Source organism: Burkholderia anthina, from assembly GCF_001547525.1.
Classification (GTDB): domain Bacteria; phylum Pseudomonadota; class Gammaproteobacteria; order Burkholderiales; family Burkholderiaceae; genus Burkholderia; species Burkholderia semiarida.
In genome coordinates, this window is record NZ_LNJP01000003.1 from 1,781,065 (window position 1) to 1,803,654 (window position 22,590).

The following is a 22,590-nucleotide window of genomic DNA, read 5'->3' on the forward strand; positions in this document are numbered from 1 at the left end:
TATTCAACTAGATAGCCAGTATATGCAATCTCCTATTCGCAAAGGTGACAAGCTCGAACATGGCGGTGAAGTTACCAGCGGCTCGCCGTGGACGACGTTCATGGACAGGCCGCTTGCACGTAAAGGCGACGATGCGACCTGCGACCTGCATGGTCCGACCGTCATCGACGAGGGCGCGGACAAGTATCCCGATCGCGATGAGAAGTTGTTCGCGCTGGACGGCCATCGCTGCACGTGCGGTTGTCGATTGATTTCGTCGCTACCGAACGTCCACTTCGAGTAATGCCGGTCGATCTCTCTCCCGCCGGACGCCCCAGCGGGTATCCGGCCAGGATGCGTTTCTGGCCGTGGGCATTAACTTGGTTCGTCTGTAATGTGTTCGGCCCGGTGGTCGTTTTGCTGGCGTGGCCGAAAAGCGAGCCTGCGAGCGGCCTTAGGTTTTGGGGCTTGATTAGTGGGGTACCGAACGGACTGTTTCTGGTCTTGCTCGGCTTTGGCCGCGCAGGCTACGAGGGGCTATGGTATCGCGCATACTGGCGCAACCATCATCGTGACCGCTGGCTTGCGAAAAAGATCGGGTTTGCGCAGCGACCGCTTTATGTACTCGACGCAGGCTATTGCCTGCCTCTTGGTGGGACATCTCTGTCCGATGTTCTGATAGGGAAACGCTCCATCATGAAGGTGCAAGCCCCGCGGCACGGTTCAGGAAAGGTTTTGTGCAATCGCTTTGAGGACAACGATCCGCTACTGGACGCCCCGTCCAATGATCCGCCGCTGGACGCTTCCTCCATGGTGGATGAAGAGGAAAGTCCAACTGCTGCCGTACCGAAGAAGGCCGATCCGGTTGTGCAGATGATCCGCGTTGCGCTTGAGCCTCTCGCTGAAAGCATTCAGGCACTGACTCGATACGAAAGGGCATATTGGCCTCAAGTGCGCGTATTGGCCGAGTCGGACATCGCGGACGTGCGTTTGACCCAGGTTCGTGCCGCGATGCATCTGGTGGCGTTTCCGCCCTTGGAAGTCCAGGCCGTTCCGGCTGCCGACGCGTTGCTTGTGGCCGATGTATGGCTCGACGCGCATGAATCCCGTCCGCTCCTCGTCATCGCTACGACGTGGTACGACGATGACATCGACGAGAGCCTTGCCGAGGGATGTGTGGCCGCGTTGCTTGATGCCGGCTATTTCGGGCTTCCGCAGGAGGTCCGTAGAAAGGCTGCGCTACATAGGCCCGTTGCGGGTGATTCCGCCGAGCCGGAATATGGTTTCGCGAATTCCGCGATCTGGGGCAAAGCCGACGCCGCCTCGGTGACGCGTGCGTGGATAACGCGGCCGGTTGAAAACTGTGACCGCGCGTTGAACGCCGCCGGGTTTGTGGTTGCAGCAAAAGACGCTGCGCAGAGTCGGTTGGATCGTATTGTTGGCGACATGCGGGCAGCGAACGGTTTGCTGGCGATCGCCGCGGCGATCGAGTCCGGTGTCAGTGACGGACCGCAACTCGTCGTCGATGGCTCGCAGTCGGCCATCCTCTATGTTTTACCTCGAGATCAAACGGCTTCTCCGCATGTCGATATCCAAAAATAATCTACAAAACACGCAGCCTCGAGCGGCGTTAACCGACGACGCTCAGAGCCGGGTCGCAGTCTGGGGGCTGCCTCTTGCCGTCTTGGTTATTGCCGTTTCAGCGCTCGTGCTGGTTTGGTTCCATGGCGAGCGCCTCGGCGTCCCCGATGGCACGCCTCGTACACTGGCATTGATCGGTATTCCGGTATTGCTGGTTGTCATCGTGATCATTCATCTGATGGCGATATCGACTTGCGCATATGCGGGCGCAGCCAAACTGTTTCGTCTGCAAACCGGTGAGAAGGAAACTGCTTCAACGACGGAACGGCAGTTCAAACGCGATGCGCGTCTGCAACGTCTGGTCGAGGAACTACGGGTATCGCAGGGCCGGCGCTGGCGATACCGATCACCGTGGCTGATGGTGAGCGGCGCGGACACGCTGGTCGATCAGGTCGCGCCGGGCCTGAAGTGCGCGGGTGCGATGCCCGTCGGCGACGTGATCCTCGTGCACGCGGCGCCGGACGGCATCGACGCGGGCGTGTGGCGTCGGCAGATCCGTAAGCTGCGGAGCAGACGGCCTGTCGACGGCGTCGTGCAGGTCACGCATGCGGACGAGCCCGTTAGCGAACTGCCGCGCGCACTCGCCACGCTTGCCGCGGACATCGGCTGGGCCGCGCCTGTCACGTTCCTGCATCCAGTGCCCGCGGCGAACGGCCGCCTGGAAGCATTCGATGCGATCGGCGCATTTCCGGAGCCGGTGGTCGGTGATAGTCGGCTTCTCGTCTTACGCGATCAACTCGCTGCGATCGGGCGTAGTGCGGCGGACACGGGCGTTCGGCTTTGTGCGGCATCGACACGCATCACATATTTAGCCGAAATCTCGCAATACATCGAAAAGCAGCACGAGCAAATCGTCGCCGGCTGGCAGGCGCTCGTTGATTCGCACTGGACGCGCGCGCCGCTGACGGGCGTCATGTTCGCTCCCGTATTCGCGACGACAGCCACCATGCCGACGCCGGTGCCACTTGCTGCGGGCGCGAGCGCAACGGCGCCGACCATCCCGACCGATTTCCCGCCGCAACCGGCCGCGCTGCTACCCGCGTGGCGCGCAATCGCCAGTCGGCGACGCATTGGCCAGCGGGTGGGCTTCTACGGGCCGGATGCGCTGGCGATAGGCGTGACAGTTGCGGCGATAGCGTGGTGCGCATGGATGACCATATCGTTCGTCGGCAACCGGCAACTCATGCGCGAAGCGGAAGCGGCGGCTCGCGCAGCGGTCGATGCACGGCCGCAAACCGCTGTCGCCTTGCGCGCGCAGCTTGCGCTGCAACAGTTGATCGAAAAGCTCGAATACCGGCAACGGCATGGCGCACCGTGGTATCTGCGAGCGGCTCTGTCGCACAATGACGATGTTCTCGGCAGTCTGTGGCAACCGTACCGAATCGCCGCGACTCGCAACTTGCAGGCGCCTGTTGTGAAAACGATCGGCGAGCTGTTGGTGGCAGCCGATCGGATGCGCGCCGACAGCCTTCAATCACAGGACGCACGCAGCAGTACCTACAATGCGCTCAAGGCTTATCTGATGCTCGGTGATCCATCTCGCGCCGAATCCGCATTTCTGAAGCATCAACTCACCGCTCTGTGGAGGAGGCCGCCGGAAATGCCTTCGGGCGAGCGTGACGATATCGGCCGACGGCTCGCAGCGTTTTACGCCGATCATCTGAAAGCGCATCCGGAATGGCGAATTGCGACGGACGATCGCGTCGTGACAGCGACTCGCAACATGCTGGTGACGCAGATGGGACTCGCGTCAGCCGACGACACGGTGTACCGGCGCATTATCGACGACGTCGAGAACAAGTACGCCGATGCGTCGCTCGAGACGCTGCTGAATGGCGCCGATGCACGTGGGATGTTCACCGCGTCGCAGACGGTGCCGGGGATTTATACGCGCGCAGCGTGGGACGGCATGATCGCTGCGGCGATCGACAAGGCCGCCGGCGAGTACCAAAGCAGCGGCGACTGGGTGTTGGCGAGCACGCAGCCGTCTCGGACGGCGGGGCACACGCGCGCGGCCGACATGATCCGGTCTAAAGCGCCCGCCGATGATCTGAAGCAGCGATTGACGGCGCGTTATTTTGGCGAGTACACGGCTGCGTGGCAGCGCATGCTCAACAGCATGAAATGGCAGCCGGCATCCAATCTCGGCGGTGCGGTGGCACAGCTTTCGCGGCTCGCGGATGCACAGACCTCGCCGTTGATCGCGCTGATGAAATCCGTGCAGTATCAGGCCCAGGCGGGCCGCCCGTCGCAGGCGCTGGTTGACACGCTGGTGCGCAAGGCGCAAGACCTGATCGGCACGGACGAGCAGGCAGGGGCGGCCGTCGTCAGCCCGCTCGACAAGCCGTTTGGTCCGCTGCTTGTGCTGATGGGCGACGCGGGCGCGTCGCCGGCCGCTGCAAACGCGAAGCGCGCTGTGCCGGCCGGTATCGCGCTGACCGGTGTGAGCCTGTCGCGCTACCTGACGGCAGTCACGACGATGCGGCTGAAGTTGCAGCAGATTTCCGGCAGTCCGGATGCGCAGGCGATGGCGCGTTCGCTCGCGCAGGCGGTGTTCCAGGGGAAGTTGTCGGAGCTGTCCCAAGCACGCGATGACGCGGCGCTGACGGCCGCAAGTCTGGGCGCGGCATGGGCGGGTTTTGGCGATGCGGTGTTTGCGCAGCCGCTCGAGGCCGCATGGCAGACGATCCTGCAACCGGCCGCGGCGAGCCTGAACGACGCATGGCGAGCCAGCGTTGCCGCGCCCTTCAACGCGGCGATGAGCGGCCGCTATCCGTTCTTCGATACGCAGGCCGATGCATCCTTCGCTGAGCTTGGCCGCTATGTGCGGCCCGACACCGGATTGATTTCGCGTTTCGTCACTACACAACTGGCCGGCGTGATGAAGCTGGAGGGCGATCACTGGGTGCCGAACGAGTTTGCGCCGCAGGCGCTGCAGTTCGATCCGAAATTCCTGAGCGCCGTCCGGCAGCTGTCGACGGTGGGCGCACAGCTCTACTTGCAGGGCGACGCGGGACAGAAATTCGAAATGATGGCCCTGCCGACGCCAGAGGTAACACGCTCGGAACTGTCGATCGACGGCAAGCAGATCGTCTATTTCAATCAGCAGGAACGCTGGACGCCGCTGGCGTGGCCAGGCAATGGCCTGAACGGACACGCGGGGCTCACGTGGCAGACGCTCGACGCGGGCCTGCGGCAGGCGTTTGATTCGACCGGCGATTGGGCGTTCCTGCGTCTGCTGAGCAAGGCGGACGTCAAGCAGCTTGATAGCACGCGCTATCGGCTCACGTGGGACACCGGGAGCGGCGAGCCGCTTTCGTATGTGCTGCGCACACAGGTCGGCGCCGGGCCGATTGGCCTGCTGAAACTGCGCGGATTCCGAATGCCCGATCGCATTTTCGTCGTCGGCAACGCCGGTGTCGTGTCTACCATGCCGCTCCTGCCGCCGCTGCCACAGGATCTCCAGCCATGAGTGAAGGCAAAAACAAACCGGTGATGCCCGAAGGCGTCGGCTTCGGCGCGGAGGACGATCCGTATCTGCGCTACTTCGATGCCGAGATGCGCTACTTGCGCGAAGCGGCGCGGGAATTTGCGAAGGAACAGCCGCAAGGTGCCCGCCGTGTGGGAATGACGATGATGCCCGGCGCACTCCACGACAGTGTCGAGCAGACTTACGAGGGCTTCGCTTTCCTCACGAGCCGGCTGCGCATGAAGCTCGACGACGTCTATTCGGAAATCACCGATCCGCTGATCGACCACCTTTGGCCGCATGCGGGTCGCACGATTCCGTCGCTGGCGATCCTTGCGTGCATGCCCCGCACCGGCGAGGCGCGGATTCTCGATACGTTGCCGCCGGGGCTACAGGTTCATTCGACACCGGTCGGCCAGGACGGGACGATATGCGTTTATCGGACCACTCAGGCGGTAACCCTGTTGCCGCTCGGCGTGCGCGAGGCGGGTGCGCGTATGCGCGAGGACGGTCGAACGGTGATTCGGCTCGCGTTCGACCTGCTGCACCGCGAGCAGCGGTTGCTGGATGACCTGTCGCGTATCCGGCTTTACCTGCATGGCGACCGGCCGACCGCATCCGCGCTGTACGCAGTGTTCACGCGCCAGGTCGAGTCGATCGGCGTGCGCATGCCGCGCCTGCTCGACGGCCAGCTACAGCCGCGTCCGGCGATGCGGTTCGAGGCGGCTGGCTTTGGCGCACAGGAGCGACTGTGGCCCGTCGATCACGACGCACGCGACGCCGCTCTCGATCGCGAGCAGACGATGCTCGAATATTTCGCGTTCCCCGAGAAGTTCCACTTCGTCGACTTGTGCGGTTTCGACGCGGCGAGTGTGCCACCGGGCGAAACGCGTCTTGAATTCGAAATCGCGATCCGGGATCGGATACCCGGTGACGCCACGTTCGGCGCGGACAATATCCGGTTGTTCTGCACGCCGGTGATCAATCTGTTCGAACTGGACGCGCAGGCAATCCGGCCCAACGGACACGATCGCGACTATCCGGTGCTCCCTCCCAGGTCGGCGGGCGAGCACGTCGAGCCCTACGATGCGCTGTCGGTCGTGGCGACCGATCCGCGCACCGCCAATCAATACGCGTATCGGTCGATCAAGGAATTCCGTCACCGCGGCGGGATGATGCGGCACGAATCGCCGGATCGCTACTACCACGCGTCGATTCGGCAAGGCGTGACCGGCCAGCGCGAGATGGTCGTGACGTTGGGCGGGCATCCATGGGATGAGCCGGGCAGCTTGCCGGACGCGCACGTGACGGTCCGGGTATTGGCAAACAATGGCCGATTGCCGCGCATGGCCCTGCGTGAATCGACGATTGCCACGCCTGCTTCGACCTTTAACGGTGTCGAGCGCGTATGCAACCTGACGGCCCCGACGATGCCGCTGTATCCGCCGCGCGGGCGCGACTATGACTGGCGGGTGATTTCTCACTTCAACGCGGCAGGCACAACCGAGCTGAACATGATGGACGCGAACGTGCTGCGCGGCGCGCTGTCGTTGTACGACTGGACGCGACAGGACGATAACCGGCGACGTATCGAGGCGATCCATTACGTGTGGCTCGACGAGGAAACGGAACGGGTGGGTATGCGCGTCGATCGCATCGTGAATGTGAACGTAGGTATCGAGCCGTCGGGTTTCGCCGGGCCGGGCGATGTCGCGCTGTTCGGCGACGTACTCAGCCGTTTCGTAGGCCGCTACGCGTGTTGCCACTTTGCAGTGCGACTCGTTCTGTACGAAGGCGTCGGGGGGCCGATCCGGCGCTATCCGTGCGTGAGCAAGACGGGAGACTGGTTGTGATACCGAGAACACATCTGAGGATGCGAAGCATTCGACTGGTAGCGGTCGGTGCGCTGACGGTCGCGGCGATGTCCGGCTGCGGCATGTGGCAGTCGGTGATGGATACGGCGGTCGATACGACGCGCGCGGTGTTCGTCGCGAGGGTCAAGCAGATGAATCTGGTGATCGAAAGTCGTTCCGCGCTCAACGAAAATGAGCAAGGTCAATCATTGCCGGTCGTGGTGCGCGTTTACCAGCTGAAAGACGCGAAGGTCTTCGAAAAAGCGGGTTACGCCCAGCTGCTCGATGACGATAGAGCGTTACTGAGGGCCGATCTGCTCGGCAGTATGGAAACCACGCTCGGGCCTGGCGCCACGGTGAAGCTGTCTGCGCCCATGGCAGATGATGCGCAAGTTGTCGGTGTCGCGGGATTCTTTCGTAACCAAGCCGGTGCCGAATGGCAACTGGTGATCCCGAAATCGCAATGGAAGAAATCCGATCCCGTCAAGCTGGTCGTGACGGGCAATCGGATGGAGCTGGTTCCATGAACGAGGTGCGGTTTCGGGAGCTTGATCGTCGGCGACGGAATTCCTGATGATGAGAGTCGACTCGGCCAGGTCTGGCGCACAACGGGCTCTTCTTCCATTGGAAAGCGCTCCGGACCGGCCGCTGACCATCCCTGACAGTGTGCGGCCGGCGCTCCGCTAGAATGCCGGATTGCCGCCGCTTGACGCAGCCGGCGCTTCGCGCGCTACACTGCGCCATGCCATCCCCGTTCAACTTTCCATCCTGCCGACGATGACGTCTCCTGTCCTGACCGGCCTGCGCATCGGCATCACGATCGGATTGCGTGCCCCCGACGAAAGCCTGTGGATCAACGGCATCAAGCAGAACGCGCTGTTCCTCGCGAAGCTGCTGATGGCGTCGCCGCACGGTTACCGCGTGACGCTGGTGAACACGACCGACGTGCCGCTCACCGACGCGCTGCCGTGGGATCGCGGCGTGTACGACACGCGCCAGTTCGCCGACATGAAGGACGCGCTCGACGTGGTGATCGAGCTTGGCGGGCAAATCGACGGCGAGCAGACGGCCTACCTGAAAGCGCGCGGCGTGAAGCTCGTCAGCTATTGCTGCGGCGTCGAGTACATCAACGCGATGGAGTCGATGCTGTTCGGCCGCCGGCTGTGGGATTCGCTGTTCATCAACCGCGGCTACGACGAGGTGTGGGCGATTCCGCAGATCGCGCCGTCGTCGCTGCCGTTCCTGCAGTCGCTGCGCCGCTGTCCGGGGCGCGTCGTGCCGTTCGTGTGGGATCCGATGTTCCTGACCGAACGCGCGCGGCCGCTGCCCGGGCACGGCGAATACCGGCCGCGCAGCGAGCCCGGCAAGCGGCTCACGGTGATGGAGCCGAACCACAACGTCGTGAAGTTCTGCGTGTATCCGATGCTGATCATCGACGAAGCGTATCGCCGCGACCCGGACGCGATCTGCTTCACGCACGTGACGAACGCCGATCGCCTCGCGCACGACAGCCCGGAGTTCGTGATGCTGATGAACTACCTGGACATCGTGCGCGCGGGCAAGGCGAGCTTCGTCGGGCGTTTCGATACGCCGCTGTTCCTGGCCGACCTGACCGATATCGTCGTGTCGCACCAGTGGTCGAACCCGCTCAACTATTTCTATTTCGACGTGTGCTGGCAGGGCTATCCGCTGGTGCACAACGCGAGCCTCGCGCCCGATCTCGGTTACTACTATCCGGACAACGACGTGCAGCAAGGCGCCGATGCGCTGCTCCGCGCGCTGCATACGCACGACGACGACTGGCAGGCGTACACGCGGCGCCAGCGCGAGATCCTCGGCCGTTACACGTCGTCGAATCCGGCGCTCGTCGCCGAGTATGACGCGCTGCTCGCGAACCTGATCGGCGCGACGGCCGCCTGAGGCCGATTTTCCGCGGTACCGGTTCGTTGCGGCCCGCGCGCCGTCCGCCGCCGCCGGGTTTGTCCCGCCCTCATGTCTGACGAAATCATGCCGTTAAAAAAGAAACCGTCGAACCCGATCGGTTCGACGGTTTTCGAAGGCACGAAATTGACGGCTCCGAGGGAAGTCCGTCACAAACAAGTTTATAGGTTAACAAGTTGGAAAGATCGTTAAACATGTTTCAATTCATAATCTTCATATAATTGAAGTTGGTATTATTGATTAAAGGAAGATTGATTCCGATCGGAATTTTAATAATATCGTTTGAAACGTGAAAATTGAATGCCGCGATGATCGAATGGCGTGCGGAAACGGGTTTCTCGCGGGGCGGCTCGTGTATGGAGAACGGTGTTTCACCGCGGCCTGTCGCGCGCGATCGGTACTTCACGGCACGGTATTGGTCCGATCAATTGACGGTGCCCTGATTCTCGAGACAGGGAATTCGAGAAGAGACGATTCAGATAAAACTGTTTCGACGAGAAAGGTAAACGACTCAAGCTTCGGGTTCCTTGTAATTCGGGTTGTGTAACCTGTCGCACTGTCGGCATCGCGCGCGCGTGATGTATTTCAGGTAACCGAATATCGTAAAAATATCGAATTTGACGGCGCCGCAGCGAACAGTCCGCTCCCCGGAAAAATCGACATGACAGGATGGGCCGGGTAGGGCGGCGGAGCGCGTCGAGGTCGGCTCGTTCCGCTGATGTGTTGAGGTCGAGCCGTGATCGGCGGCTCGCCATTTGCCGGAGCGCCGGATGAATGCGGTCGAAGCTCGCCAGGAGGCGAATCGGAAAGCGAATCGCGACGAAATCGACCGCGTGTTCGGCGCGCGCGACGATCATCCCGACCTCGCGTCGGTACGCAGTTTCGTCGAAAGCCGGCTCGGGTTCGCGCGCGAGCCCGTGTGCCGCGCCGACCTGTCGGGCGGCGTGCTGTACCAGGAATGCCTGGCGCGGCTGCGATGGGGCGAGCGCGACGCGCTGCCGCCCATCGCCTTTCTGCCGCGTCTCGAAGCGCTCGGGCTGATGCGCTGGTTCGACCGGCTGGTGGTCGGCCGGATGATCGACGCGCTGCGCGCCGATCCTGGTGCCGTGTACGGGTGCAACATCGCGGCGGCCAGTGCGGTCGTGGATGACGCGTGGCTCGCGACCTTCAGGCGGCTCGAGTGCGAGCCGTCGGTGGCGGCGCGGCTGGTGGTCGAAATCACGGAGACGGGGCCGCTGAACCCTGTCGCGGGCCGGTCGTTCGTGGACCGCCTCCGGCGCGCCGGGTGCCGGATCGCGATCGACGATTTCGGTGTCGGTTTCAGTGCATTGAACAATCTGGTGGTCGGCAATCCCGACATCGTGAAGCTCGACCGCTCGATTCTGTCGATGATCAAACGCAACGCGATCGGGCGTTACCGGTTTCGCCGGTTGATCGCGTTTGCGCATGAAGGTGCGCGGCACGTCGTCGTCGAGGGTGTGGAAAGCGAGATGGACCGGCAGATCATCGTGGATGCCGGCGTCGCGTGGGCGCAGGGTATCCGCTTTTCGTGGCGGTCGCCGGCCGCCGCGTGATCGCGGGAACGGGCAGGGCGGCGCGTGGGATGAGCGTCAGGGGCGGGACGAATCGCAAAAAGGGGCGTGGAGATGGCGGAGACGAAAGCCGGAGGCGGAACGGGCACGCAGGCAACCGATGTGCGCGGCCTGATCGCCCTCGCCGAACTGGCCGACATGCTGGGGCAACTGGGCGCCGAGTCGCCCGATGCCCCGATCGATGTCGCGCCCTATCTCGACGGCCTGACGACCGTCGCGCGCCGCATTCAGCGGATGAACCCGCTCGACGCGGGCGGCCGCGAGCTGGCGGCGCGGCACTATTACGCGGGCGTCATTGCCGGCGCGTGCGGTGACGAGTCGGCGATCGCGCGCGGCGTATGCGACAGCCTCGTCAGGCAATCGGGCCGCGCGGGCCGGTCGGCAGCCCGTTGTTTCGCGGTGCTCGCGCGCATCGGGCGGCGGCACGGCCGCGCGTTCGCCGCGCAAAGCGGCGATCGGGTACGCGTGTGACGCGACGGGCGCGTGCGATCGCAATCAGCCGAGCGGGCGATCGGCGAACAGGTGTTGGATCCGCGTGGAATAGGCGCGCACGTTGTGCTCGGCGAGCGCGTCGACCTGGTGCAGGCAGCGTCGGGCGGCGGCCGCGTAGTCGATGAGCCGTGCGTCGTGCGTCTGCGCGGCGGTCGCGATCGCGCGCGCCGCATCGAAGATCTCGAAGTCCGGATAGTAGTAGCCGACGTCGCGCAGGAACGGCGAGTTGTGCACGAGCGGGTAGTTGCCGTACAGCGCGTCGTACAGCAGGTAGTTCAGGCCGTTTTCCCAGTGGTGCGACACGACGATGTCGGTGTGATGCGCGGCCCACGCGACGAACGGCGCGCGCACGTCGGCGGTGGCCTTGCCGTCGCGCACCATCTCGAGCCCGAGCGCGAGATGCTTGAAGGCGACGTTCTCCTTCTTGTCGAACGTGTTGGTCATGTACACGTGCTCGACGAGCTCCGGATGGTCGACGTAGCACGCGTTCGCGGCGAGCATCGGCACGATCGCGCTCTTCACGACGTTCAGGTTGGGCTCGAAGAACGCGATGCGCTTGGCCCGGCCGTGGTTGCGATAGCCGAAGCGCGCCTTCAGCTCGGGATCGGCGTCGAGGCTGCGTTCGATGAAATACGGCGACCAGATATGCGGCAGCTCGATCACCGGCGCGCGGTACACGGCCTGGAAATACGCGGCGCACGTATGCATGTGCTGCGGATTGGTCCAGATCTCGTCGAACTGCACGCGGTGCGGGTTCGGTCGCCAGTCGTTCTTCTCGAAGTTGATCGTCTCGACCGCGATCACGTAGTCGTTGCCGAAGCGGTACGACACGCACTTGCCGCCGCGCCGGCGCACGACGTCCGTGTGCGACGGGTCGACGAACGCGTTCATCTCGATCAGCAGGTCGGTCTCGTGAACGACGGCCGACAGCGGCCGCAGCGCGTCGCCGAACGCGTCCATCATCAGCGCCTGCGGATACTCGGCGATGCCGTCGTCGTGCGCGAGCCAGACCTCGCCGATCAGCGGCGACTGCTTCAGCAGCATGTACAGGTACACGCAGTGCTGGTTCGCGCCGTTGTACCAGATCGACTGCGTCGCGTCGCGCTGCACGTTCATCGTTATCGCGACATTGAGTTTCATCGGATCGGCTCCGTGGGGCGGGGACGGGTCACGCGTCGCGATAGAGCGTGGCGATCGCGTCCGTATAGGCCGCGACGTTCTCGGGGTTGTAGATGCTGACCGAGTCGAGCACGTGCCTCGACTGCTCGCGGTACGCGTCGAGATTCGCGTCGTGCTCGGCGAACGCCTGCAGCAGCGCGCGGCCGCCCGCCTGGCAGTCGAAGTCCGGATAGAAATACCCGGCCTTGCCGAGGAACGGCGAGTTGTGGATCAGCGGATAGTCGCCGTACAGCAGCTCGTAATACAGGTAGTTCTGCGCGTTCTCCCATGTGTGCGACACCACCGCATCGCCGTATGCGGCCATGAATTCGTACACCGCGTAGCGGCTTTCGAACGTCGTGATCCCGTGGTTCACGATGTCGAGACTTTTCGCGAAGTGCACGAACGTCGGATGTTCCTTCAGGTGCAGCGTGTTGCATACGCGCACGAATTCGAGGAACGCCGGCTTCGCGCGATACGCTTCCTCGGTCACGAGCATCGGGATGATGCTGGTCTTCACCATGCAGATGTTCGGCTCGAACATCGTCACGCGCCACCGGGGCTTGCCGGGCTGATAGCCGAACGACAAACCGGCGCCGAGCGTCGCGCGCGCCTTGTCGAACAGCATCGGATGCCAGATGTGCGGGACGATCGTGACCGGTGCGCGCAAGCCCGTCTGGTAATAGTGCAGACACGAGCGCTCGAATTCGGGAATCGTCCACACCGCGTCGTACGGCGCGCCCGAGAACAGGAAGCCCGACGGCTTGTCGAACATCGCGCGTTCGATGTCGATCACGTAGTCGTTGCCGACCCGCATCGTGACGACCTTGCCGCCGCGCTCGCGGAACGCGCGCAGGTAGTCCGCGCCGAATTGCGCGCTCATCTCGATCAGCACGTCGCAGCGCTCGAGCGCTTCGTCCATCGACAGCAGCGGCACGTTCCACTCGCCGAGCATCATCTGCGGATCGGCGACCTGTTCGCCGCCGTTGACCATCACGGCATCCGCGACGAGCGGCGACTGGCGCAGCAGCAGGATCAGCAGCAGGCAGTTCTGGAAAATGCCGTTTTCCCATAGCGACTGGCCGGCGCCGCGCACGAACAGCGACACGCCGACGACGAGGCGCTTGCCCTCGCCGGGCGCTTGACGGGCATTGGAGTCCGACATGCGTATGCTCCGGTTCAGGCGACCAGACGCGAGACGAACGCGTCGAGGTTCGCGGGGTTGTCGATCGAGACCGACTGCAGCAGCCGGCCGGCCTTCGCGCGGTAGTCATCGAGGCGTTCGTCGTGATGCAGCCACGCTTCGAGCAGCGCGCGGCCGCCGGCGGCTGAATCGAAGTCCGGGTAGTAATAGCCGGCGTCGCCGATCAGCGTCGAGTTGTGGATCAGCGGATAGCCGCCGTACAGCACGTCGTAATACAGATAGTTCTGTCCGTTTTCCCAATGGTGCGACACGACCGCATCCGCGTGGCGCGCCATGAAGCCCGGCAGGTCGAGCCGCGGTTCGAACGTCGCCTTGTGCTGGCGCACGAGATCGAGGCTGTTCGCGAAGTGCAGGAAGGTCGGATGTTCCTTCATGTGCATCGAGTTGACGACGAACATGTGTTGCACCGCATCAGGCCGCGCGCGGTAGAAAGCGTCGCACGCGAGCATCGGGTAGTGACAGGACTTCGCGACCGAGATGTTCGGCTCGAGCGTCGCGAGCCTCCACGGCCGCTGGCCGGGCCGATAGCCGAACGTCGCGCCTTCGTCGGCGAGCGTGGCCACGCGGCGCTCGAGGAAGTACGGCGACCAGATGTGCGGCATCAGGTGAACAGGTGCGCGCAGGATCGTTCGCAGCATCGGCGCGGCGGTCTTGTCGTATTGCGGCAGCAGCCATACTTCGTCGAACGGGGCGCCGTTGAACACGTGCCCCGACGGTTTCCCGAAGATCGGCGTCTCGCACAGGCCCGCATACACGTGCCCGCAGAAGAACGCGGCGATCTTCTTGCCGAGCGCCTTCATGTGCCGCAGCCATTCGACCGGCAACTGCGCGCCCATTTCGATCACGACGTCGAGTTCGTGCGTGACGTCGGCGGGTTTCACGAGCGGGATGTCGAGGCCGTCGAGTTCGAGCCCGGCCGGCAGGGCAGTGGCGTCGCCGCCGTTCAGAAAATAGACGGGGCCGACGCGATCCGAGCGCTTGAGCATCATCGCGAGGAACGCGATGTTCTGGTGGATGCCGTTTTCCCAGATCGCCTGGCCGTCGCGCGCAAACAGCGAGATGCCGACCGCCGGCCGTTGGTTGCGGGTGCCGCCCGCGGCGGCTTCATTGATGTCCGTCACCGGTTGGTTTCCTCTGCGGCGTCGTGCGTCCGGGCATCGCGTCGAGCGTCTGGCCGGCAGCGGCGCGCCGTGGATCGTCATGATTCGATTTGCGCCGGTGGCGCCGCGGTGCGCGAATCGCGCGACGGGATTCGCATGGGCGGCAGCCGGATGCCGGCGCGTCGCCGCGCACGCCTGGCACGGCGCGCGACGGGCAGGCTGCCCCCGGCGACTGTCTGCGGCGATTGTGGCATGGAAACCGCCGGTTTTGGCAGGACGTAACGAACTTTGACATAGCCGCCGGCCGATGGGAGCGGGCGCCGGCGAAGCGGCGCCCGGTGGTCCGGCGGAATTCCGGCGCGGCGGGTGCGGCCCGCCGGATAGCGCGGCCGCATGGGCGGCCGCAGGCGGCTCAGTGCTGCAGCCGGATTTCGACGCGGCGGTTGCTGGCGCGGCCTTCCGGCGTCGCGTTGGACGCGACCGGATCGGCCTTGCCGCGGCCCGACACCGTCATCGAATCGGTCTTCAGCCCGTGCGTCTTCAGATAGGCGGCGACCGATTCGGCGCGGCGCTTCGACAGCGCGAGGTTGTAGTCGTCGCTGCCCACCGAATCGGTGAAGCCGGTGACCGTCACTTGGGAGTACGTGCGGTCGGCGCGCTCGCTCAGCAGCCGGTCGAGCGATTCGCGCGCGGTCGGTGCGAGCGTCGCGTGGTCGGTCGCGAACAGCGCGTCGCCCGACAGGTTCACGCGTTCCACCGCGGCTGCGGCGGGTGCGGGTGTGGCGGCGGGGGCCGCTTCGGCCGGTGCGGCGCCGCACTGGAAGACCAGCGTGGCCGGATCGGATTTGTCGCGCAGCGCGCGGGCCGAATCGACGGCGCGCACGGGCTCGTCGCCGCAGATTCTGCGGGCGGCCTTCATGCAGGTCTGCGGGCCCGACAGCAGGCCGTGGCAGTCCACCTGGAAGGTACGCATGCCGTCGCGCGGCTGCAGTTCGGAGGCGCTGAAGGTCGGGCCGGATGCGGTCGAGCACGCGGCGAGGGCCGTTGCGGAAAGCGCGAGCGCAAGAGCGAGTTTGTTCACGGTGACGTCCTTAAAGCTTGGGTTGACCGAAGCCCGCCACGGGTTGCGCGGCGGGCTCGTCTGGCCGTCGGGGCCGCCGCGGGCCGCACGGCTGGCGAGCTGGGCGGCCTGGCGGCGCGACGCGTTACTTCCACTGGTACAGCACGCCGGCGCCGATCACCTTCTGACCGCCGCTGAAACCGCCGTTGATCGACGCCTTCAGGTTCTCCGTGATGCGCGCCTGCATGTTGACCGCCATCGCCTTCTGGCCGAGGAAGGTCGACGTGCCCACACCCATCCCGAAGTTGGCGTCGCGATCGAGCTGCGGGATCGAGGCCATCGCGCCGACGGCCGCGATACCCTGCTTCGCCATCTGGTCGGTCTGCTGCAGTTGCGAACCCAGCGAGTTGATCTGCGCCTGCTGGCCCGACAGCGCCGTCGACAGCGTCGTCTGCACCTGCGTCAGCTGGTTCACGTTCACCGCGTCGGTGCCTTGCGTACCCGGCGCGACGTTCGTGATCTGGCGCTGCTGCTGGTCGCTGCCGACCGACACCACGTTCGAGCGGCCGCCGTCGTTGGAGCCCGCGCCGATCGCCACCGAGTTCGAACCCGCGGTGACGACCGGAAGGTCGTTGCCCTTGCCGTTCAGGTCGGCGGCGACGCCGTTGTTGTTCACCGCACGCGTCGTGTTGTTGTTGAGCGTCGTCGACAACTGGTTCAACTGGTTGTTGATGTTCGTCACGCCGGTTGACAGCGACGCCACGTTGCTATTCGTCGTGCTCAGGCCGGTCGACAGCGAACCGATGCCGGTCGACGTCGACGTCGACAGCGAGTTGACGGTGCTGTTCGTCGTGCTCAGGCCCGTCGACAGCGAGCTGATCGCGGTCGAGGTCGACGTGGACAGCGAGGCCACGTTGCTGTTGGTCGTGCTCAGCCCGGTGGACAGCGAGTTGATGCCGGTGGACAGCGACGCGACGTTCGACGCGGTGGACGTCGACAGCGTGTTGAGCGCCGTGTTCGTCGCGTTGAGCTGGCTGCCGTTGATCGCGTCCGTGCTCGTGGCCGAGATGCGGCCCGCGGCGACGTTCGTGATCTGGCGTTCCTGGCCCGGTGCGCCGACGCTCACCACGCCGACCGGCGCGCTGCCCGCGAACGGGTACGTGACGCCGCCAATCGTGGCGCTCGACGTGCCGACGGCTGCCGCCGTGATCGAGTTCGCGCCGAGTGCGATCGAGTTCGCGACGTTCGCTTGTGCGTTCGTGCCGAAGGCGAGCGCGTCGGCGGCCGTGGCCTTGGCGGCCGAGCCGTAGGCCTGGGCGCCGGTGGCGCTGGCCGTGGCCTGGTTGCCCAGCGCGATCGTGTTGTCCGCGGTGGCCTGGTTCGCGCTGCCGAGGGCGAGCGCGCTGGCGCCGGTTGCCGTGTTCTGGTTGCCGAGCGACACCGCGCCGTCGCCGGTCGCCGTGTTGTTCGCGCCCATCGCCACTGCGCCGGTACCCGTGGCCACGTTCGGATCGCCGATCGCGACCGCGCCATCGCCGGACGCGGTGTTGCCGGAGCCGATCGACACGGCCTTGCCGCCCGTTGCCGAGGCGTTCTGGCCGATCGCGACCGCACCTGCCGTCTGCGCGTTCGAGCCGTCGCCGACTGCCACGCTGCTGGCGCCCGCCGCGCTGGCGTTCACGCCGGCGGCGAGGGCGTTGGTGCCCGTGGCGCCGTCGTTCGCGTAGTTGGCTTGCTGCACGCCGTTGTCGTTGACGCTGTAGTAGTGCGTCTTCGCGGCGTTGATCGCGGTCGAAGTGGAGGTCGACAGCGACGATACCGCGCTGTTGGTGCTGCTCAGGCCGGTGGACAGCGAGCCGATGCCGGTCGACGTCGAGGTCGACAGCGACGTGATCGTGCTGTCCGTGCTGCTCAGGCCGGTGGACAACGAGCTGATGCCGGTCGAAGTCGAGGTCGACAGGGACGTAATGGAGCTGGTGGCCGACGAGAGGCCCGTCGAGGTCGAGGTCGACAGTGACGTCACCGAACTGTTGGTCGAGCTCAGGCCGGTGGACAGCGAGTTGATACCGGTCGAGGTCGAAGTCGACAGCGACGTGATCGAACTGTTTGCGGAGGACAGGCCGGTCGAGGTCGAAGTCGAGAGCGACGTGATCGAGCTATTGGCGGACGACAGGCCGGTCGAAGTCGAGGTCGACAGCGAGGTGATGGAGCTGTTTGCCGACGAGAGGCCAGTCGACGTCGAGGTCGAGAGGGACGTGATCGAGCTGTTTGCCGACGACAGGCCGGTCGACGTGGAGGTCGACAGGGACGTGATCGAGCTGTTGGCGGACGACAGGCCGGTCGACGTGGAGGTCGAGAGGGACGTGATCGAGCTGTTCGCGGACGACAGGCCGGTCGACGTGGAGGTCGAGAGGGACGTGATCGAGCTGTTCGCGGACGACAAGCCGGTCGACGTGGAGGTCGACAGCGACGACACCGAGCTATCGGTCGAGCTCAGGCCGGTGGACAGCGAGCTGATGCCGGTCGAGGTCGATGTGGACAGCGATGTGATCGAGCTGGTGGCCGACGAGAGGCCAGTGGACGTGGAAGTCGACAGCGACGTCACCGAGCTATTGGTCGAGCTGAGACCCGTTGACAACGAGTTGATGCCGGTCGAGGTCGAGGTCGACAGGGACGTGATCGAGCTGTTTGCCGACGAGAGGCCCGTCGAGGTCGAAGTCGAGAGCGACGTGATCGAGCTGTTCGCGGACGACAAGCCAGTCGACGTGGAGGTCGACAGCGACGACACCGAGCTGTCGGTCGAGCTCAGGCCGGTGGACAGCGAGCTGATGCCGGTCGAGGTCGATGTGGACAGCGATGTGATCGAGCTGTTGGCGGACGACAGGCCGGTCGAAGTCGAAGTCGACAGCGAGGTGATGGAGCTGTTGGCCGACGAGAGGCCCGTCGAGGTCGAGGTCGAGAGCGACGTGATCGAGCTGTTCGCGGACGACAAGCCGGTCGACGTGGAGGTCGACAGCGACGACACCGAGCTGTCGGTCGAGCTCAGGCCGGTGGACAGCGAGCTGATGCCGGTCGAAGTCGACGTCGACAGGGACGTGATCGAGCTGTTGGCCGACGACAGGCCGGTGGACGTTGAGGTCGACAACGACGTCACTGAGCTGTTCGTGCTGCTCAGGCCGGTGGACAGCGAACCGATGCCGGTTGACGTCGACGTGGACAACGAACTGATCGAGCTGTTGGTCGACGAGAGGCCAGTCGAAGTCGATGTGGAGAGCGACGTGATGGCGCTGTTTGCCGACGACAAGCCGGTCGAGGTCGAAGTCGAGAGCGACGTAATCGCGCTATTGGCCGACGAGAGGCCAGTCGACGTGGAAGTCGACAGCGACGTCACCGAGCTATTGGTCGAGCTGAGACCCGTCGACAGCGAATTGATACCCGTCGAGGTCGACGTGGACAGCGACGAGATCGAGCTGTTAGTCGAGGAGAGGCCGGTGGATGTGGACGTCGACAGCGACGAAATGGCGCTGGTCGCGCTACCGACTTGCTGGGCGACGGAATAAAGCTGGCTACCGTTGATCGCGTCGGTACTGGTCGCGCTCACCTGGCCTGCAGCGACGTTGGTGATCTGCCGTTCTTTATTGACGTCGCCGACGCTGACGGTGCCGACCGGCGTGGCGCCAGCGAATCCGCCGAACGTTACGCCGTTGACGGTCGCGCTGCTCGTGGGAGTGGCCGCGGCGGTCGTCGAATTCGCGCCGAGCGCGACGGAGTTGTTCGTGCCGGCGACAGCGCCGGTGCCGATGGCGACGGCGTCGGTGCCCGTCGCGGTGCTGTCGGGGCCCGTCGAGTTCGCGTGGAAATACTTGATGCCCTGGCTATTGATGCTGTCGATCGCCGAGCCCACGCTGTTGGCCGTCGATGTCGAGCCGTTCGCGTTGTACGTGGTGTACGCCGGGGCCGAGACCTTGCCCGTCGTCGGGTCGTACGTCGACCCGCCGCCAAGTGCCGACGCGGTGCTGCTGCCGAGGTTGTCTGTCTTCGTCGAGACCGAGCTGAGCCCAGTAGACAGCGAGTTGATGCCCGTCGAGGTCGAAGTCGACAGCGAGGTGATCGAGCTGTTGGCCGACGAGAGGCCCGTCGACGTGGACGACGAAAGCGACGTAACCGAGCTGTTTGCCGAGCTGAGGCCAGTAGACAGCGAATTGATGCCGGTCGAAGTCGAGGTCGACAGCGAGGTGATCGAGCTATTCGCAGACGAGAGACCCGTCGACGTGGACGACGAAAGCGACGTGACCGAGCTGTTTGCCGAGCTGAGGCCAGTGGACAGCGAATTGATGCCGGTCGAAGTCGAGGTCGACAGCGAAGTGATCGAGCTGTTGGCCGACGAGAGGCCGGTCGACGTGGACGACGAAAGCGACGTGACCGAGCTGTTAGCCGAGCTGAGGCCGGTGGACAGCGAATTGATGCCGGTCGAAGTCGAGGTCGACAGCGAGGTGATCGAGCTGTTTGCCGACGAGAGGCCGGTCGACGTGGACGACGAAAGCGACGTAACAGAGCTGTTAGCTGAACTAAGGCCGGTGGACAGCGAGTTGATGCCGGTCGAAGTCGAGGTCGACAGCGAGGTGATCGAGCTGTTGGCCGACGAGAGACCCGTCGACGTGGACGACGAAAGCGACGTCACAGAGCTGTTAGCTGTACTAAGGCCAGTGGACAGCGAGTTGATGCCGGTCGAAGTCGAGGTCGACAGCGAAGTGATCGAGCTGTTGGCCGACGAGAGACCAGTCGACGTGGACGACGAAAGCGACGTGACCGAGCTGTTAGCCGAGCTAAGGCCGGTAGACAACGAGTTGATGCCCGTCGAAGTCGAGGTCGACAGCGACGAGATCGAGCTATTGGCCGACGAGAGGCCCGTCGACGTGGAGGTCGACAAGCTGACGATGCTCGACGTCGTGGTGCTGGCCACCGCGTAAAGCTGGCTACCGTTGATCGCGTCCGTGCTGCTTGCACCGATCAAGCCGGCCGCCACATTCTGGATGCGGCGCTCGGCACCGGCGGCGCCCACACTTACAACACCAGCGGCCGAACTCGCGCCGGCATAGGTACCGAATGTCTGACTTCCGATCGTCGTGCTGCTGACCGCACCGGTGCCGCCCGTCGCTGTACTGGCGGCAGCGGTCGTGGTCGCACCTGAGCCGAGCGCAACCGAGCCCGCCACGTTCGCGTTGGCGCCGGCCCCGAATGCCAGTGCATTCGTCGCGCCGGATACCGCGGTATCGCCGATCGCGATGCCGCCAGCCGCCGTGGTCGTATTGCTATTGCCGAGTGCAACCGAGCCCTGGCCGATCGCACTGTTGCTGTTGCCGATTGCCACGGCACCGTTCGCGGCTGTCGTTCCCGCCGCATTGCCTGCGGCGATGTTATTTGCCCCCATCGTCACGGCGCCCGTGCCGTTCGCAATGTTCGGATCGCCGATCGCCACCGCGCCGTTACCGCTCGCCGTCTGTTGACTGCCGATCGCAACGGCGCCGACGCCGGACTTGACGGTTGAACGGTAGCCAATTGCCGTTGAACCCAAGCCGGCCGTTGACGAAACGCTCGAGGTATCGCCGATCGCAACCGACGAATTCGCCCCCGCGGTCGAAGTACTTCCCAGCGCCACAGCGGCGGAGCCCGCGGCGGTCGACTGATTGCCGGCAGCCAGCGTAGCGAAATTCGACGCGACCGTTCCGATACCCAGTGCCGTTGCGTTCGTGCCGCTTGCATTGGCGCCGAGGCCAAACGCCGATGCTTGGCCGGCCGACGCGCTAGCTGACGCGCCAACGGCGGTCGCATTGCCGGCCGTTGCGGCTGCCCTGTTGCCGAGCGCGACCCCGTTCCCGCCCGACGCAACGGCCGTCACACCGATGGCGGTATCCTGGGCCCCACTGGCAGTGGCCTGATTGCCAATAGCCGTTGCATCGGTGTTCGACGCAACCGCGCCGAAGCCGCCCGCGTAACTGGTGGCTCCGGTGGCGCTTGCGTTGAAGCCGGTTGCCATGCTGTTGGCCCCGGATGCCTTGGCGCTACCGCCCAGTGCAATTGCATTGGCGCCTGTCGAAGATGCTGCAGCCCCGACTGCGACGTTATTCGTTATCGAGGTATTCCCGGCGACACCCGCAACCGCGCCGTCGCCCTGCGCGATGCCGTATGCACCGTTGACGGTCGCACCGCGGCCGAGTGCGATGCCCGACGTGGCGGTCGATGCGACGGACGACTGCCCGCCGATCGCGATGCCGTCCGACGCAGCGGACTGCGCGCCCTTCGTTGCGTTGCTGCCGATGGCAACTGCGCCCGCGCCCGATGCGAGCGTCGAGTTTGCCTGCGACAGCGGCGTCGTTCCGTTGCCGCCTGCGCCGCCGATCGCGACGGAGTTCAGCGCGCTCGCCGTCGAGCCGAAGCCGAGTGCGGTTGCACCGGCACCGCTGGCGGTGGTTTCGAGGCCGGCCGCGACACCCCAGAGGCCGGCCGATGATTGCATGCCGGTGGCGACGGCGCCATTGCCGGTTGCCTGCGCGAACGAGCCGTAAACCGTGACACCGGTCCAGCCGTTGCCGTTGGAGTTACACCCGGCGACGACCGAATACGTTCCGGAGCCGTCGCCGGCCTGGTTTTGCGTACCGCCCGGATTGACGCGGCCGACCGCGCTGTTGCTTCCCGTGAAGCAGGTTTGCTGGGTGTTGAGCGTATTGGCTTCGGCCAGTCCGGGCAGGCTGATCGCCAGCGCCGCGACGGCCACCACCACGACAGCCGACTTGTTCGGCTTACCCCGTGCCGAATCGATTTCCGATGCTGCGACCCACGCGCCGAGCGCTTCGTTCCAGATCGAGCGGTATGTGCGGTTCATATCCTGCTACCTCCAAATGTGCACGCCACACAGCGGTCTCTTTTGTTAGAGGATTACTCCGTGCGCTCGCGTGAATCTCAAAATTGATGGGCGGAGTTTATTGGAGGCGGATTTTATAGATTGACAAACAGTGATAAATGAAGCGTTTTAAAAGTTAAAGAATGGTTAATGCAGCGGGTTTTTGCGCAAGAGAGCCGAATGAATTTGAAAGATGCAAG

The 22,590-nt window shown here is 64.6% G+C and carries 13 protein-coding genes; 8 read left to right on the forward strand and 5 right to left on the reverse strand.

Features of this window, described 5'->3' with window-relative positions; all coding sequences use genetic code 11:
* The first annotated feature begins 22 nt into the window (after nt 1-22).
* The 8 genes from WS64_RS33785 (at nt 23) to WS64_RS27945 (ending at nt 10,946) form a co-directional block, all read left to right on the forward strand.
* A complete protein-coding gene (locus WS64_RS33785) occupies nt 23-283 on the forward strand; it encodes a PAAR domain-containing protein (RefSeq protein WP_081059280.1) in 261 nt (86 codons plus the stop codon).
* The gene (locus WS64_RS27915; RefSeq protein WP_059643641.1) at nt 283-1,581 is read left to right on the forward strand and encodes a hypothetical protein; all 1,299 of its coding nucleotides are present in this window, start codon (nt 283-285) and stop codon (nt 1,579-1,581) included. Before WS64_RS33785 ends, WS64_RS27915 begins: the two co-directional genes overlap by 1 nt.
* Nucleotides 1,529-5,092, forward strand: a complete 3,564-nt coding sequence (locus tag WS64_RS27920) for an ImcF-related family protein (protein WP_244166664.1) — start codon at nt 1,529-1,531, stop codon at nt 5,090-5,092. Before WS64_RS27915 ends, WS64_RS27920 begins: the two co-directional genes overlap by 53 nt.
* A complete protein-coding gene (gene tssF, locus WS64_RS27925; protein ID WP_081103942.1) occupies nt 5,089-6,942 on the forward strand; it encodes a type VI secretion system baseplate subunit TssF in 1,854 nt (617 codons plus the stop codon). Before WS64_RS27920 ends, tssF begins: the two co-directional genes overlap by 4 nt.
* Before the next feature lie 20 nt (nt 6,943-6,962).
* Complete coding sequence (gene tssJ / locus WS64_RS27930; protein WP_060968365.1) at nt 6,963-7,469, forward strand: type VI secretion system lipoprotein TssJ; 507 nt, start codon at nt 6,963-6,965, stop codon at nt 7,467-7,469.
* A 250-nt stretch (nt 7,470-7,719) separates the two neighbouring features.
* Entirely contained in the window at nt 7,720-8,862 is a 1,143-nt protein-coding gene (locus WS64_RS27935; RefSeq protein WP_060968366.1) for a DUF2827 domain-containing protein, read from the forward strand.
* Nucleotides 8,863-9,653: 791 nt separating this feature from the next.
* Nucleotides 9,654-10,457 (forward strand): EAL domain-containing protein, encoded by an 804-nt coding sequence (locus WS64_RS27940; protein WP_059643653.1) that lies wholly within the window; start codon nt 9,654-9,656, stop codon nt 10,455-10,457.
* A gap of 72 nt (nt 10,458-10,529) precedes the next feature.
* Nucleotides 10,530-10,946 (forward strand): hypothetical protein, encoded by a 417-nt coding sequence (locus WS64_RS27945; protein WP_059575451.1) that lies wholly within the window; start codon nt 10,530-10,532, stop codon nt 10,944-10,946.
* Nucleotides 10,947-10,970: 24 nt separating this feature from the next.
* On the opposite strand, the gene WS64_RS27950 is transcribed toward WS64_RS27945, so the two are convergent.
* From WS64_RS27950 to WS64_RS34655, 5 genes are all read right to left on the reverse strand, one after another.
* Nucleotides 10,971-12,107: a DUF2827 family protein gene (locus tag WS64_RS27950; protein WP_060968367.1), complete on the reverse strand. Its 1,137-nt coding sequence runs from the start codon at nt 12,105-12,107 to the stop codon at nt 10,971-10,973.
* A gap of 28 nt (nt 12,108-12,135) precedes the next feature.
* The gene (locus WS64_RS27955; protein WP_060968368.1) at nt 12,136-13,290 is read right to left on the reverse strand and encodes a DUF2827 domain-containing protein; all 1,155 of its coding nucleotides are present in this window, start codon (nt 13,288-13,290) and stop codon (nt 12,136-12,138) included.
* A 14-nt stretch (nt 13,291-13,304) separates the two neighbouring features.
* Nucleotides 13,305-14,450, reverse strand: coding sequence for a DUF2827 domain-containing protein (locus WS64_RS27960; RefSeq protein WP_060968369.1), 1,146 nt, complete (start codon nt 14,448-14,450; stop codon nt 13,305-13,307).
* Between the two features lie 391 nt (nt 14,451-14,841).
* Nucleotides 14,842-15,510, reverse strand: coding sequence for an OmpA family protein (locus WS64_RS27965; protein WP_059643745.1), 669 nt, complete (start codon nt 15,508-15,510; stop codon nt 14,842-14,844).
* A 124-nt stretch (nt 15,511-15,634) separates the two neighbouring features.
* Nucleotides 15,635-22,372, reverse strand: a complete 6,738-nt coding sequence (locus tag WS64_RS34655) for an ESPR-type extended signal peptide-containing protein (RefSeq protein WP_155720489.1) — start codon at nt 22,370-22,372, stop codon at nt 15,635-15,637.
* Between the last annotated feature and the right edge of the window lie 218 nt (nt 22,373-22,590).

Bases quoted from the DNA above. Each gene is read 5' to 3' on its own strand.
- WS64_RS33785 (WP_081059280.1), top strand. From the start codon at position 23: ATGCAATCTCCTATTCGCAAAGGTGACAAGCTCGAACATGGCGGTGAA.
- WS64_RS27915 (WP_059643641.1), top strand. From the start codon at position 283: ATGCCGGTCGATCTCTCTCCCGCCGGACGCCCCAGCGGGTATCCGGCC.
- WS64_RS27920 (WP_244166664.1), top strand. From the start codon at position 1,529: ATGTTTTACCTCGAGATCAAACGGCTTCTCCGCATGTCGATATCCAAA.
- tssF (WP_081103942.1), top strand. From the start codon at position 5,089: ATGAGTGAAGGCAAAAACAAACCGGTGATGCCCGAAGGCGTCGGCTTC.
- tssJ (WP_060968365.1), top strand. From the start codon at position 6,963: ATGCGAAGCATTCGACTGGTAGCGGTCGGTGCGCTGACGGTCGCGGCG.
- WS64_RS27935 (WP_060968366.1), top strand. From the start codon at position 7,720: ATGACGTCTCCTGTCCTGACCGGCCTGCGCATCGGCATCACGATCGGA.
- WS64_RS27940 (WP_059643653.1), top strand. From the start codon at position 9,654: ATGAATGCGGTCGAAGCTCGCCAGGAGGCGAATCGGAAAGCGAATCGC.
- WS64_RS27945 (WP_059575451.1), top strand. From the start codon at position 10,530: ATGGCGGAGACGAAAGCCGGAGGCGGAACGGGCACGCAGGCAACCGAT.
- WS64_RS27950 (WP_060968367.1), bottom strand. From the start codon at position 12,107: ATGAAACTCAATGTCGCGATAACGATGAACGTGCAGCGCGACGCGACG.
- WS64_RS27955 (WP_060968368.1), bottom strand. From the start codon at position 13,290: ATGTCGGACTCCAATGCCCGTCAAGCGCCCGGCGAGGGCAAGCGCCTC.
- WS64_RS34655 (WP_155720489.1), bottom strand. From the start codon at position 22,372: ATGAACCGCACATACCGCTCGATCTGGAACGAAGCGCTCGGCGCGTGG.